The organism is Planctopirus hydrillae (assembly GCF_001707835.1).
GTDB classification, from domain to species: domain Bacteria; phylum Planctomycetota; class Planctomycetia; order Planctomycetales; family Planctomycetaceae; genus Planctopirus; species Planctopirus hydrillae.
In genome coordinates this window covers 523,483-538,274 of sequence record NZ_LYDR01000039.1, presented here as the reverse complement: position 1 = coordinate 538,274, position 14,792 = coordinate 523,483, and the positions used below count along the sequence as shown (strand labels likewise).

Here is a 14,792-nt window from a genome sequence, read left to right as displayed (position 1 = left end):
CTCGGATTGTTACGCGATTTCCTGTGTCTTCGTATTGGCATAGATTCGTTGCCGGATTATTGGGCTGGGGTCGATCTTCCAAGATCCGTCGAGCATTTCCAGATCGATCTCGCCAAAATCCGGTGCCATCACACGTGATCGCATTCCATCGTCGGATACAAACAGCACTGGAATCGAATAGGATTCCGCGATTTCATCCATCTTTGGAATCACGTCAGCAGGATAACTACTCGACCATAGAATTTGTATGTCGTCACGTTGCAATGCATGTTTCTCGATCTCTATTTGATCACCGCGATGAAGCGCCCTCGAAAACAGTCTCCAGCAAATGACCTGAGGTTCAGCATCTCGGATCGAACCATTCATTCGTTCGGTTGAAAGCAGTTGTGCGACACGGTTTCCGTCAACTGCTTCGATGTAAGCGCTCAACAATGTGTGCAATTTGGCAATCGCGTCTTCGTCAGTTTGTGTTGCCTTCTTCAGTACAAACGGCCAGGCCAGTTTTGCCGGGAATCCACAGGCTAGAGTGACGTACTCGTTGAACGCAAATCTATTTTCACCTCCGAATGGTGATTCCGTCATCGCGGCTGCAAACCCTTGGATGTATGCGGCAACTTCGTAGAACGACCCGTCGCAAACGTACATTCGGTGACGCTTGCAAATGTGGTCGACCAATTCTTTGAAGTCAGCAAGGGAGGACATCTTTTTTCGCGTAACGACACGGTTAACCGGGCCGCGGCTAACCAACATTGATTTCAGAAACCGCGCGGCCCGCGGCTCCGGTTGAACCGATTGTTCGCCGTTCATCCGTGTGCGGCGTGACGATGGATAGAGAGCAAAGCCAGTCATGTTGGTTCGTCGTGTTCTGCTGCTTGCTGCTCTAATTTTATAATGATTGCACCGATCCATTCAGACGTACATTTTGCCGAGCACCATGCGATATCGAACTGGCCTCCGCGTAAGTTCTCGACGACTAAATTCTGTGATGATGTTTGACGCCCGTTCTTGACCTGAAGTGTATCGAATGACAAGTATCCACCAAGTCGGAGGTCGCCGTGCCCCGTTCTTCCATCAGCTGTAGTGAGCATAGCACCACCAGAGATTATGTATGCTGAGTAATCATCACCATGAAAAAGTGATGCACGGCATTGAAGGCATGTGTTATCGGAAGGCGCATTGTGACCGTCGTTGCCAGTTAGAATCGGAAGCTCGGATGTCACTTTGGCACTCCGTTGACGGCGAACGACCAAGCTAACCTGCCCGGTGCTGCCGGGCCACTCCACATGGATTCTACTACAAAACCCGCCCGGCAGCACCGTGTCAGGTTGAGCGAGAGGTTAGGCGTGCGCCTTGCCGCTTATGGAGACGCACGGGACTCGTCGTCTCGCATGCGATCTTTTTCGCGCTCGATGATTGCGGTGAGTTCTTCGTCTGCCGACCCGCGAGCCGAAATATCCTCGTGCAGGAATGCATTCTTGATCTGACGCCGTAAAAGGAACATGACGAGAAGGAGCGTGACCAAACCGCCGATGATTGAGTTGACCATTGCTGACGCGCCCTCCGCCGCCCAACAGGTATTCGACCGCCGAAGTGCGGTAGAAGATTACCGCAGATTGGCGGTGCGACATGGACTTGTCAATGCTGATGTATCATACTGGCAAACGAGTTGTGACGGGTCACCAGTTAGAATTCCATGCTGCACCGCCCCTGTCGTGCATGCGATGGTTTTGCCTTCTTCGCAGTGGTATCCGTGTAGCTAGAGGGGAAGTCGCACTTAAGTTGCAGCGTCATTGAGTCTATCACAATGTCGTTTCATCATCTCCAAATCTGACGCTCTTGCCTTGAGAAAGTCATCTTCTGGATCGTGGAAGGGCGAAAAATGCTCCAAGGCAAGCTCTCCAAAGTGTACGGCTTCCTTATACCGGCGTTGTTCTGCGAGGATCATTGCGAGCTTCATTTCGTAAGTCGCGAGTGTTTCCACTTGCGGCTGAATTCCATTTGCGTAAGTTGTCAATGCATGTCGCGCTGCTTCTTCCGCTTCTGCCAATTGGCCGTTCTGCTGGAACAAGTGCGATAGCATGTTCCAAGCGTTTGACACATCGACAACATGACCAGTCTGCTGAGCGGATTCCAGTATCTGTTGCTGGATTGGTATCGCTTCGGCGAATCTTCCCTGAAGTTTCAAGGCAGATCGCCTGCTATACAGTTCATAGTCAGCGGTGGAATCCAAGGCCATCACCGTTTAAGGCAGAACGACTACGCTAACCCGGTTGCCGCGAGCGAGCATCTATTTCAAAACCCCGTATTCGACAACTCGGGTTCAGCGTTTTGTTCGGCGTGCCTATGCTCGGCGACCAATACACGCCCGGCCTCGGTGAGCCAATACCGCACGCCACCGGCCAGGCCAAGGGCGGTGCGAACCTCGATCAGACCCTCAGCGGCTAGCTCGTTGATCTCTGCAACGAACGGGCCGATGCAATCGGGGCTACGGCCGCTGAGGGCTCGGTTCACTTGATACCAGTACCACTCGCCATCGTACCTCGCGATGACCCGCAGCACTTCGCGTTTGGCCGCAGCCCTCGCCATCGACACGCCCTCCGCCGCCGAACAGGTATTCGACCGCCGAAGTGCGGTAGAGGATTACGGCAGCTTGGCGGTGTGGCATGGACTTGTCAATACTGATGTATCATGCTGGTAAACGAGCTGCGACGGATTAGAAGTTGGAGTTCCATGCTACACCCCACTTCGTCGCCATACCATGCCGCAACCTTCACAATCTCGACCCGACGTGCGTCAGTCACCTCATACCTGACAGCCATCGCAGCGGAAAGCAGAAACGAGTCCTGACCGCTTTTCTGACCCCAAAGCTAGGACTGAGTCACTCCGCCAACAAAGATAACTCCTTTGATTCTTCAGCGACGGGGAATCTCTATTTCCGCTAAAACCATGGCAAGTCGATTTGTTAGCGAAATTTGATCGTCGAAAAAGAGATTGGGAAATGCCCGTCGCTGACGCTTCCGGCTCGTAGAGCGAGTGGAACCTTCCCTGTTGTGTTCCACTGTGAACTGGCTCAATTTCAATGAATCGCTGCCGGCAATTCATGATTGCACCAACCCTTTGAGTGCCTGCTCAATCAATCTCTGGCCAGACGTGACACATGAGGATCGCCATGTCGGTGATGCCGGGCAAAACAGCTCCATCAAACGTTGTTTGGCTCGGATCGTCGATGGATCTTGCGGGCGGCCCCAATGATGGGCCTGATTTTCGGCCCTTAAACCGGCAAGAACCTGAATCCCGCTGTAAGTACCGAACTCAGCACAGGCAAACAGGTAGTTGGCCGCTAACCCTTGCGAGACACACCAGCGGCCAAATCCACCCCGGGCCTCGTATGCCATCTCAGCCGAGTCGATCGCTTCAAAGGAATCCTTGCCGAACCAGTGGGAGAACCAGTTTCGCTGCGTTGCATTCAAGGGGTAATCAATCAGGAGTTTGTGAGTACCAAAGCGGCCTAATCCCGTATGAAAGTCGAGATGAGCGACCTGCCGGCTTCCTCTGAGCCAACGGGGCATGTATTCGCGTAAAATTTGTTGTGAGCTAGATGGCCCATCTCCACCGAAGAACAGACCTTGGGGGAACTGGTATTGCCCACCAGCAATCGACTGTCTTAGTGCCGGCATGCCGTATCGAGCAATCAGCCATAACGCTTTAAAGGTAAATGGTTCCCATGATGATGGGGAACGTCGTGGGTTCAGAAATCGATCCAACTGCCGATAACCCTCCGGGGCACCTTCGAAGTGTTCGCCACGAAGCAGAAAGTTGCGATTCGGGTCAACGTTGTTTTCATCGAAGCGACGTCGCCAGGCAAATCCATAGGGGTTAAGCCCATGGAGAAAGACACATTTCACAGAGGGAGCTTCGGCACTGAGCCAATGCTCCAGGCAGGCTAACTGTACGGCTGAGCCGAAAAAACCTTCGACACCATGCAGACCCGATGAGACGACCAGGACCTTGTCGGTTGCTTCGCCATGCGATAGCGCGACGTCAAACTCCAACTCTTCGCCAGTCGGGCCACAAAGACCGATGGCATAAGACTCCAAATTCCAGCCGAGCAGAGATGCTGATTGCTGAAAACGCCGCTGGGCTGTGGCGTAATCTGGCGAAAACGTTGTAGGAGGAAGCGTGGCCACTGTAACGCTCTATAGAGAGGAGACTCGATGGAAGGGACGCTTCGTTGCCGGGCGACCCTTTCGCAGAAACGCTCCGTTACAGGAAACTGTCATTCCCCGGGAATCAATTCCGACTCCCCGCAGGCACAAGGTTCTACTGTAGGCACACGAAGCAGACTTCAATAATCAACTCATGCCTGAAGGTCTCGATAAAAACGAAAAAAGCCCCTGACGCATCAGGAGCTTTATTCGTTGAGCATTTGCCGAGGACAACAGCAAAGTCGATGTACTGACCCCATGGGGATTCGAAGATACACCGATTCATAGCTTGAAAGCAAAGCATTCTCCCAAATCTGGGGCACTAACTGGGGCACGGCTGGAATCTGGGGCAGTTCAAAGTTCATCCGCTCTTGTGGCTGGATTGGTGCAAGCTCTCGCCACGGATGCCGATCTCCGGCGGCTGGCGGCTTGTTGGGGGCGGCTCTCGGCTGATGATCGAGCACTTCTTTCGGGATATGCCCAATCACTCACCATTCGGCGAGACCATCATTGAGGCGTTCGGGATGAGAAACTTCGCTCCCACCACAGACTGCGGCATGCACTGTTGGAGTAGCCATCGGACGACTTGAGACCCTGCTTAGTAGCTCACTTTGAATTGGCTGCTGTCACTCTTCGTTTTAGATCTTCGATCGTTGGCCACGGGGACCCTCGGTGCAGCATACGATGACAGTTCGCGCAGACCATTGCCAAATCGGAGGGCTTTGTGATTGCCCCCGGGGCAACATCACAAAGTGGGATTCGGTGATGAGCTTCGATGAAATCAGGCTCGTCGTAAAACTTCCCAAAGTCGAATCCACAAACCTCGCAGAACAGCCGTCCGTCATTCTGATTGCGGAACAGTTGCTTGGCGATGCGGACCAACTCACGACTGCGTTCGCGTCGGCGATGGGTGCGGACCGTCAAGTCCCCTTCTGGCGCACTGAATTCCAGGTCGATTTCGCCGATCACGTTGGTTCCATCGTCGATCAGCGGGGCATCTGGCTGCTGCCCTATCCACAGTCGGATGACTGGCAACACGTAAGACGCATTCTGCATCTTGTCCTTGTAGTCCGATGTCGTCATCGACTGGGTCTTGTTGAAGACATCCAAGTAGCGATGAACTTCTTCCGCCCGGAGTGGGCGCGGTTTGCCGGTGCTTTCTGGGATGAACCTGACGCCGTCATGGCTCTTTTCGACTCGGAACATCGCACCACGGCCTAAAGTGAACAGCATCTCCCCAGCGTTGTCATCGACTGTCTGTAGAAAATCAGCGTATGTGATGCTCATTGCTAGTTTGCCTTGCCGGGTTACGCCTGTGTGAGTTCCATGACCAGACCAGAGAGGAGAGACAATACACTGCTGTGAAGCGGGAGGCGGCGCGAGCTGGGTTTCCAACGCGTCCACCAACGCCATCTGTCATCCACTTTCGTCACAATGGTGGCTCAACTTACGACGGGCCATCCCAGTTTCTGAAGACGGTTTTCAAACGTTCGACGGTGTGACGCCATTTCGGCGTCGTGGGCTGGCAGACGGTGTTCTGGTTTCCGAAGAGACCGATCTCCTGGAATGCCTTGTCGGCACTCAAGGTGTCGAGCCATGCCACGCGCACGAAATGTTCGGCCTTGTCCACGTCATCGGCGCCCCGGCGCAGGCGGTCGGCATTCGTCAGCACTTCCAGGCACGGCACTTCACCGGCAGCCGTCTGGACTTTGAAGTCGTTCACCGACACCACCGACTCGACGACCCGTCCCACTCCGACGTAGCCCGAACCCGGAATCTTCACCCACACGCGGTCTTCGGGCGAAAGCAGCTTGAGCGTTTGGCTATACCAGCTTCCCCCGCCAGCGCTGATAAACCCGTAGGTCCGGGCGTCTTCCCACGTGCAGTCACCGCCATACGAAACATAGAACTCGCCGTTCCACCGCTCTTTCTCGCCTTTCACCGTTGTCGAGCTGGCGACATTCGCCTGCGTCTTGCTGGGATCAATCATCCAAGCCCGGCTGAGAAGTTTGTCAGATCCATGCTGAAAGACCTGGAAGAAGACGACGTTGATCGCGACGCCACACGAGTTAAGATAACCGATGATGCGCTCGGTGGAACTATCCAGCTCGGCGGCGACCAAGAGGATCTGGTGCGATTCGTTCAGCGTCTCCTCATCGAGTTCGACGCCGAAGTGTTCCTTGAAGGCTTCGTTGAGATTCTTACCGCCGGAAAATCGCTGGTAGATCGGTGCAATCTTATCGGCGGTGAGCGTCTTTACCCAGGAAGCGTAATCCAGCGCCTGTGCCACGACCTCGCGGGGCGTGCGGTTGCGTTTGAGTTCGATGAGGACCAACGAGGCATCCGGGGCGATTGCCAGCAGATCGATCCGACCGCCCAGCCCGGTCGGTTCCTGCCGACCGATCAGCATCCACTGCCTGGAGAGGATCTGTGGCGCGGCCACAATCATCTCTTCCAACTGCTGCTCACTGGCCAGCGGGCTGGTAGGCAGCGGCGAAGGGGTCGAGCCGATTTTCCAGATGGCGTGTTGAATGGGCATTCGTCAGTCCTGGGTGGTGAGTTCGTTGACGAGGGCGGAAAGGAGGTTCTCGGCAGTGGTGCGGGAGGCTGCGAGTTGTTGCTCCAACGCGTCCAGCAAGACCATCAATTCAGATGTCTTTGCATTCATTCCATTACAATTCGTGGCTGAACCTCGCCGATGCGACCGGGAAACTTCTTTTTTAGTTCTTCATAACAGAACGCGGCCATCTCATACTTTGAGAACGGTCCTTCCCACCCATCTGCTAGGGTGTCGGGTCGGAGTTCCTTCGGGAACCTCAAGTTAAACGACTTCCCGGCTGGTGGGTTGATTTCCCTTTCCACATAGTTGTCCATTTCCGGCAGATAGTGTTTGCCGACGGACTCCAAAGATACGAGGTGGCCTTCCTCATTTCGTTTCACCCTCCGAAAGACGGGCTCTCGAATCATTCCCTGCTGATGGCTGGGGTGCCAGTATGACACTGCTACTCCGAGGTCCCTCAATGGTTTCAATTCCGGGAGATCCAGCTTTCTTGTGTCCTCGTTTCGCTTCGCCGAGAGAACCCACACCGCGTCATCAATCGGAAGCGGTCCAGGAATACGCACCTCGTGCAGGGCACCGAGGTCGTCGCTCAATTCGACATAACCTGAAGGGGCGTCCTTGAACTTGTCTTTTACCTCCTGCGTGGCATGCTTTAGGTATGCCGGTTGATAAAGGCCTTTGCTTTCGAGCAAGGCACGAGGAAAGCCGATGGCAATCTCGAAGGGTTTCGGACGAAGTGAGCGGAACCGAGTAAGTTCCGTAACAGGCAGTTCTGTGAGGGCGACATAACTCTTTTCTTCACTTGGTCGGAGCTTGCCGTCATTCAAAATGCCTTTGAGATTGTCGAAGTAAGTGCAGTGAAAGATCAGCGGCACCCAAGCAATAGGCAGCGCATCTCCCAAGTGAGCTCTCTTTTCCCCAAGATCTGCCATGCGCTCGTAGTAGGCGTCGTAAAGTGCCAAGGCCTCTTCGAAGCGATACATGCGGAGCAACTTTTCGAAGGTCATAAAGTGGTCTTTCAGGCGGTCAGTTCGGCGACGAGGGCGGAGAGGAGGTTGGCGGCGGTGGTGCGGGAGGCGGCGAGCTGCGTTTCCAACGCGTCCACCAAGGCCATCAGTTGCTCCACTTTAGCCACGATCCGGCGTTGTTCGGCGAGGGGCGGGATAGGAACGGGGATGCGCTCCCACTTGCCCTTGTTGATAATGGGCGTTGCGGAACCAGAAGCGTTGGTGAGAACTTGCTCTTGGAAGTATGCGGAAGTGACTGCCAAGTGGACGAACTCCGGCAGGTCATGCCTCAGCCGCACCGAGTTGATTTGCTGATTAAACCCTAGAGGTTCGCGGCAGAGAGCGGCCTTTCCAATAGACCCACCGATGCACACCATGAGAATATCCAACGCGTTCGCCTCGGTGCTGCTCTCCAGTCCCTTGCTCGTGATCGTTTTCTCTGAGGCGGTGATGTCGCCACTCGGTGTTATTTGGCCAGGGCCGATGAAGGGGAATCCAGAACCGTAGTTGCTCGGATCGCTTGTTGGCGGAGTTCTCCCCGTTTTACAAAGTCCCAAAGTGCCAAGCGGCTTCCATTGCCAGCTACCCGGGATTTCAAACGGCGATTCTGTTTCGGAAGATGCCTCAGCCGGTTCGTCGTTGGGGTCCTGGGGGACGAGTTTGCCTTGGACGGCGAGGGTGAGGATCGATTTGCGGAGGTCGGCGGGGGGGATGTCGTAGGACTTGTGAAAGAGGAAATCGAGGTTGGCCGGGGTGGGGGCGTCGGCGAAGCGGGCCAGCGACGCGCGGGCGAGTGCGGCGTGCCGCGTCTCCCGTTCCTGCTGCTGCGCCTCCAGCCGATCACACAACGCCATCAACTCATCCACCTTCGCCACGATCCGCTTCTGCTCGGCGAGGGGCGGGAGGGGGATTGCGGCCGACTCCAAGTCCTGTGTACCGAGGCGAGGCATTTTCATGCCGTAGTTTTTTGCTGCAGCGTATCTAAGGAAATGGGGCGACCGGAGAAAGAGACGGAGATAACCTGCTTCGACAGATTTCTGAGGGCGCAACGGAATGATCTCTGTGGTGCAAAAACCGGGACGGTCAGCGACTACCACTTTGTTTAGGTAAGGGCGGAGCTTTCCATAGAGAACGTCACCTTTTTGAAAACTGGCTTTAGTGCTGAGGGACCTCCGTTCAGCAAAGGTTGCCGTGGCGATAACTTTCCCGGCATCGCCATCAATATCTTCGAGGTCCAGCACCCAGTCGGAATCATTCAGCGAAGCAGAATCAACTTTGGCAGCGACGCGACAATCGGCGGCTTTGTTGAGTGTGATCCATTGCCAATCGTGCGGAATGGAAAAGGGGTTGGACGAATCTGACGGAGCTGACGAATCGGGACTGCAAGAGATAAGCAGGCGACCGCGCACAGCGAGTTCCAGCACCAGCTCACGCATCTTAGCCACCGCATTGGGCGCGTCGGCAAACTGGTCGAACTTTTCGAAAAACGTTTCCAGCTTCATTCGGTGGCCCCACCGGTCGCCATAAGGGCATGGTGAAGTTCCTGTTTCAGCTTGGCGCGCGTTTCGGCGATCTGGGCGAGGAGTTTTTCGTATTCGGGCAGGAGGTGGTCCACGTCGCCGGGGCCGGTGTCGGAACAGTGCGGGTTCTTGAGATCCAGGTTAAAGTTGCCCGCCCGGATCTGGTCGATCGAGACGCGCCAGGCCTGCTCGTTTTCCACCCGCTTGCTGTAAGCGCCGAGTTTATCGGGCTTACCCCACCATTTCCGCTCGGCTTCGAACTCCTCGATGCGGATCGGTTTCCCTTTGTTGTAGCTCTTGGCACCCGGCGGATAAGGGTGCTCGTAGTACCAGACGTCGTTGGTGGGCGTCCCCTTGGTGAAGAATAGCAGGTTCGTGCGGATGCCGGTGTAGGGATTGAAGACACCGTTTGGTAGACGGACGATCGTGTGGAGGTTGCACTCGGTGAGCAGGGCTTCCTTGATGCGGGTCTTCACCCCTTCGCCGAAGAGGGTGCCGTCGGGCAGCACCAGTCCCGCCCGGCCGCCGGGCTTGAGGAGCTTCATGAGGAGCACGAGGAAGAGGTCGGCGGTTTCGCGGGTGCGGAACTCGGTGGGGAAGTTGGCCTCGATGCCGTCCTCCTCCATACCGCCGAAGGGCGGGTTGGTGACAATGACATCTACACGCTCCTTCGGGCCCCAGTCGCGCAGCGGGCGGGCGAGGGTGTTGTCGTGCCGGACGTTGGAGGGGACGTCAATACCGTGCAGGAGGAGATTGGTCATGCAAAGGACGTGCGGCAGGTGCTTTTTCTCGATACCGGAGAAGCACTCCTGAATCGTGCGTTCGTCGGCTTCGGTCTTGGCCTGTTTGCGGAGGTGCTCGATGGCACAGACGAGGAAGCCGCCGGTGCCGCAAGCGGGGTCGAGGATGGTCTCACCGATGCGGGGATTGACCTGCTCGACAATGAACTGAGTGACGGCCCGTGGGGTGTAGAATTCACCGGCATTGCCCGCCGACTGGAGATCCTTGAGCAGCTTCTCGTAGATGTCGCCGAACATGTGGCGGTCATCGGAGACGTTGAAGTCGATGCCGTTGATCTTGTTGATGACCTGGCGCATCAACGTGCCGTTCTTCATGTAATTGTTGGCATCCTCGAACGCCATGCGGATCAGTCCGGCGATCTTGTCGCCACCGCCAGTGAGACCCTTGAGCTTGGGCAGAAGGGTGTTGTTCACGAAGTCGAGGAGTGCTTCACCCGTGATCCCTTCCTCGTCAGTCGCCCAGATCGACCAGCGGAGGTGCATGGGCAACGGGGACTTGTAGTTGTCCCTGAGCAGTTCCATCTCCTGCTCACGATCGTCGAAGATCTTGAGGAAGAACATCCAACCGAGTTGTTCGAGCCGCTGCGCGTCGCCGTAGGTCCCGGCATCCTTACGCATGATGTCCTGGATGGATTTGACGATATTGGAGACGTTGGGCATGGACTAGACTGCTTCCTGGTAGAGCGCGGCTTCGAGTTCGCGGATAGCACCGAGGTAACCGGGTTTTCCGCCGAAAAGCGTCAGAATCTCCATCGGTGTGCCGAGGGAGGATAGCGGGTCGACTTTGAGAATCTCAAGTGACTCGACGCTGATGATGCCGCTGTCGGCGTACTTCTGGAGGAGGGCGTCGAGCACGGCCCGCGCCTGTTCGCCGTACTTAGCGAAAACGTCGCGTTTCCGCACTTTGTCCGCGCGTTCCTTCCGGGTGAGCGGCGGCGCGTCGAACGCCACATGGCAGATGAGATCGAAGGCGTCGTAATCGCGACCGACCAAGGTTGCCAGTTCCTCGAAAAAGACACCGTTGGAGGCCAGTTCTTCGAGGATAGCCTGCTTCTTGACCGCATCCTTCCAGACCGTCAGAAAGTCATTCAACGACTTGTACGATCTGAGAACCGTCTTTCGCGAGTAGTCCTTGAGCGACTCGGTAATCAACTTGCCATGTTCGTCGAGGTACTGAATCCGCTCGGTGGCGACGCGAACTTCTACCCGATCGACGTAATACTTTTTGACGCTGCCAGGGGGTGGTTTGGGGCCATCACCACTGCCGGTCCCGGAATCACCTTCGCTGGTAGTGCTTTCATCTCCCGCCGGATCATCTCCAAATGGTGATTCGCCGTTATCCGGCGGTTCTTCGCCGTCGTTTTCGCCTTCCGGGGTATCATCGGGCGGGAGGGGCGGTTCATCCGGACCCGGTTCGTAGATCTTCACCGGTTCCCCGTCAAAGTTGGGATCGGCGAACTGTGACGTGGCCCTTCGGAAATCCATGATCGTGAAGAACAGCTTGCCATAGTCCTCGTTGATGCGGGTGCCGCGCCCGATGATCTGCTTGAACTCGGTCGGCGAGTTGATGCGGCGGTCAAGCACAATCAGGTGGCAAGTCTGGGCATCCACGCCGGTACTCATCAGGCGCGACGTGCAGGCGATCACGGGATAAGTCGATTCCGGATCGATGAAGTTATCCAACTGTGCCTTGCCCTCGTCGTTGTCGCCGGTGATCCGCATGACGTACCTGGGATTGGCGGCAGCCAGATCGGGGTTGGCGTTGACCATCGCCTGGCGCATCCGCTCGGCGTGGTCGATGTTCTCGCAGAAGATGATTGTCTTGGCGAAACGGTTGGTGGCCCGGAGGAACTCGGAAACCTTTGCGGCGACGACGATGGTTCGCTGTTCGAGGATGAGGGTGCGGTCAAAGTCCCGATCGTTGTATTCACGATCCTCAATGAGTTCGCCGAACTTGTCGGTTTGACCATCCTCAGGACGCCAGCCATCGAGATCTTTGTCGAGACCGATGCGAATGACCTTGTAGGGGGCGAGGAAGCCGTCGGAAATCCCTTGCTTCAACGAGTAGGTGTAGATCGGCTTCCCGAAGTATTCGATATTAGAGATGTCCTCCGTCTCTTTCGGAGTGGCTGTGAGGCCGATCTGTGTGGCTGATGAGAAGTATTCCAGGACCTTTCGCCACGAGGCGTCATCGGCAGCACTTCCCCGATGACACTCATCGACGATCACCAGATCGAAGAAGTCGGGCGAAAACTGCCTGTAGACGTTCTGCTCTTCCTCGGTACCGGTGACGGCCTGATATAGGCATAGGTAAATCTCGAACGACTTATCCACCGTGCGGTTGCGGATTTTGGTCATGGCCTGACCGAACGGTTTGAAGTCGTTGGTCTTCGTCTGGTCGGCCAGAATGTTGCGATCCACGAGAAACAGGATGCGTTTCCTGGCCTTCGATTTCCAAAGACGCCAGATGATCTGGAAGGCGGTGTAGGTCTTGCCAGTCCCCGTGGCCATGACCAGCAAGATGCGATTCTGGCCCCGCGCGATCGCATCCACAGTGCGGTTGATGGCGATGAGCTGGTAGTACCGCGGCGCCTTTCCTGAGCCGTCGTCGTAGTAATCCTGCGTCGCAATCGCTTCCTGCTCGGTGCTGTAGCCTTTGGAAAGTCGATAACGGTTCCACAACTCTTGGGGAGTGGGAAACTTGTCCAGCGCGATCTGTCGTGTGACGACACCGCTGGTGACTGTGCGGTCATGCTCCAGGAAGCCATCTCCATTAGAGCTGTAGGCGAATGGCACGTCGAGAATTGCGGCGTACTCCAGCGCCTGTTGCATGCCGTCTCCGACGGAGTGGTTGTTATCCTTAGCTTCCAGGACGGCAAGAGGGAGGTTTGGTTTGTAGGAAAGAATATAGTCGGCCTTTTTTGCTACTCCGCGCCTTACCGTCTTTCCGCGTACGATGACACGGCCCTTCGTGAAATAGGCCTCCTCGCGGATCTGGGTCATCACATCCCATCCCGAGGCGACGATGCCTGGCGTGATGAACTTGGTGCGAATGTCCGCTTCGGTGAGGGCCTTCTTGTCCATGCGGCTGCGTTCCAGGTTGTCTTGTCGTTGGATCTTTACGTGGAAGAAACTAAGAACTGCCCACGAATCTTCAGCTAATAGGTTTGTCAGCGTGGATAGAATGTTGTCACGTCAAAAGTTCAGCGTCAATGCAAACCCTTTGCGGGCGGGTGGATTCTCCATGTGCCTTCCTCGGTCACGTCCTCTGGAAGTCCGTCAATGGTCGCAAAGTATTGACGCATGATAAACACATGACGGTACCGGGGGGGGCTAAAAAACGAGTGGTAGGGGCGATAAACCATTCCGTTCAGCATGCGTGCATTTTCGCAAGTTTCGCAGACGAAAGTTCCGACTGGCTGGGGTTGCTCACTTCGGCAAGCAGATTAGGATGAAAATTCGGTGCCAGTCGGAATAGCAATCCGGCTGGAATAATCTGCGCCCTGCATGGATCAGCCCCTACTCCGATTCCTGCGGGGCGCAGCCCTTTCTGGAAGTCGGGGAATCATGTTTGACATACTTTCATTTGAGCGTACACCTGAATTCCTTCAGTGCCTACGGCGAATGTTGATCAACGCTCCCATTAAGTGGTCGAATTCAGATGATTGGGAATCACTGAGCGAAATCGAACAACGAGCAACGCAACGACTTCTCGGGGCAGGGCTGCTAACTTTCCGAATCGCTGTTGAGTTCAAATGGGAGCGACAACACCGACTCTTGAATATGACTTGGTCCCGAACTTGCGGAAGGGACTCTTCTGTTTTTGAGGTCACTGGCCCTGGAGCAGTTCAACATATCACATTCTTAATGTTGGATCGTAACGGCTTGATCAAGAATGGAAAAACAGTCGCGAAACACACATTGCGGATTCGAGACGATTACTTTGGATTTCGAATCAGCGATGAAGGAGAACTAGCTAAGTTAGACCTAATTAGCGGAGATAGGTCTAAGGTGTGGTATGTCGATCAATGTATGACTGAGTTGCAAAGCAAACTGCGTGTCATCGAGAGATTTGATTGCGACAAATCTGAGAAAACTCAATCTGCCAAAACAGCTGATGTAACGGTAGCCAATGCTCAATCGCTCGCTTCGATAGGTGATGTGAATGTTCACGTCACTCCGAATATTCACATACAGCACAACGTATCTGGCCCCTTTAAGCTCGAACTACCAGAAGGGGTTTCTGTTGGTATGTCGCAACAAAGCAACGGGGACACGGCAGGAGAAGAATGTCAAGCACTTTCACGCTTAATCAATTTGTACACAGATGGCGTGGCCCATGAAAAGATTCGGCAGGCATCGCTGGTGCTGCAAAGCGATACACTGACCGTAAATGAAAAACTGGAAAAGATCGATGCATTGGTGCCATTCCCCCCTCATGTCTCTGCCCAACAACTAGCGGACATGCTTCAAAAAACCAAAACTTCCGTACTGAATTCGGAATGGTGGAAAAGAAATCGCAGAGGCAGAAAGGACGAAGATTCAGAACAACGGCGGGGATTGCACAAGAAACGAACGTCGGAAATAGACGACACGATGAACGACAAAGACGAGTAACCGATACCGGTAAGCAGTTACCGACAATTTACCGGAAGAAAAAATCTGTGCATTTTGTGGCCGCATGATGCAAGATTCTGCGG

13 protein-coding genes are annotated in these 14,792 nt (G+C 55.1%); 1 reads left to right on the top strand and 12 read right to left on the bottom strand.

Annotation, left to right across the window (positions count from 1 at the left end):
* Positions 1-9: 9 nt before the first annotated feature.
* From A6X21_RS05400 to hsdR, 12 genes are all read right to left on the bottom strand, one after another.
* Positions 10-849: a hypothetical protein gene (locus A6X21_RS05400; protein WP_131818197.1), complete on the bottom strand. Its 840-nt coding sequence runs from the start codon at positions 847-849 to the stop codon at positions 10-12.
* 508 nt (positions 850-1,357) lie between these two features.
* A complete protein-coding gene (locus tag A6X21_RS05395) occupies positions 1,358-1,546 on the bottom strand; it encodes a hypothetical protein (RefSeq protein ID WP_068846540.1) in 189 nt (62 codons plus the stop codon).
* Between the two features lie 228 nt (positions 1,547-1,774).
* The gene (locus A6X21_RS05390) at positions 1,775-2,230 is read right to left on the bottom strand and encodes a tetratricopeptide repeat protein (RefSeq protein WP_165603686.1); all 456 of its coding nucleotides are present in this window, start codon (positions 2,228-2,230) and stop codon (positions 1,775-1,777) included.
* A 62-nt stretch (positions 2,231-2,292) separates the two neighbouring features.
* The gene (locus A6X21_RS05385) at positions 2,293-2,586 is read right to left on the bottom strand and encodes a hypothetical protein (protein ID WP_068846535.1); all 294 of its coding nucleotides are present in this window, start codon (positions 2,584-2,586) and stop codon (positions 2,293-2,295) included.
* Between the two features lie 512 nt (positions 2,587-3,098).
* Complete coding sequence (locus A6X21_RS05380; protein WP_068846533.1) at positions 3,099-4,187, bottom strand: M14 family metallopeptidase; 1,089 nt, start codon at positions 4,185-4,187, stop codon at positions 3,099-3,101.
* 624 nt (positions 4,188-4,811) lie between these two features.
* Positions 4,812-5,618 carry an HNH endonuclease gene (locus tag A6X21_RS23640; protein ID WP_083233415.1) on the bottom strand — a complete coding sequence of 269 codons (807 nt, stop codon included), beginning with the start codon at positions 5,616-5,618 and terminating at the stop codon, positions 4,812-4,814.
* 34 nt (positions 5,619-5,652) lie between these two features.
* On the bottom strand, positions 5,653-6,744 hold the full coding sequence (locus A6X21_RS05365; RefSeq protein ID WP_068846529.1) for an endonuclease NucS domain-containing protein: 1,092 nt from the start codon (positions 6,742-6,744) through the stop codon (positions 5,653-5,655).
* Positions 6,745-6,747: 3 nt separating this feature from the next.
* Positions 6,748-6,873, bottom strand: coding sequence for a hypothetical protein (locus A6X21_RS25320; RefSeq protein ID WP_261340637.1), 126 nt, complete (start codon positions 6,871-6,873; stop codon positions 6,748-6,750).
* Complete coding sequence (locus tag A6X21_RS05360; RefSeq protein ID WP_068846527.1) at positions 6,870-7,772, bottom strand: hypothetical protein; 903 nt, start codon at positions 7,770-7,772, stop codon at positions 6,870-6,872. Before A6X21_RS05360 ends, A6X21_RS25320 begins: the two co-directional genes overlap by 4 nt.
* An 11-nt stretch (positions 7,773-7,783) precedes the next feature.
* Positions 7,784-9,274 carry a restriction endonuclease subunit S gene (locus A6X21_RS05355; RefSeq protein WP_068846525.1) on the bottom strand — a complete coding sequence of 497 codons (1,491 nt, stop codon included), beginning with the start codon at positions 9,272-9,274 and terminating at the stop codon, positions 7,784-7,786.
* Positions 9,271-10,752 carry a type I restriction-modification system subunit M gene (locus tag A6X21_RS05350; protein WP_068846523.1) on the bottom strand — a complete coding sequence of 494 codons (1,482 nt, stop codon included), beginning with the start codon at positions 10,750-10,752 and terminating at the stop codon, positions 9,271-9,273. Before A6X21_RS05350 ends, A6X21_RS05355 begins: the two co-directional genes overlap by 4 nt.
* Before the next feature lie 3 nt (positions 10,753-10,755).
* Complete coding sequence (gene hsdR, locus A6X21_RS05345; protein ID WP_068846521.1) at positions 10,756-13,176, bottom strand: EcoAI/FtnUII family type I restriction enzme subunit R; 2,421 nt, start codon at positions 13,174-13,176, stop codon at positions 10,756-10,758.
* A 483-nt stretch (positions 13,177-13,659) separates the two neighbouring features.
* Here hsdR and A6X21_RS05340 point away from each other — a divergent pair, with 483 nt between their 5' ends.
* A complete protein-coding gene (locus A6X21_RS05340; RefSeq protein WP_131818196.1) occupies positions 13,660-14,709 on the top strand; it encodes a hypothetical protein in 1,050 nt (349 codons plus the stop codon).
* The last annotated feature ends 83 nt before the right edge of the window (positions 14,710-14,792 follow it).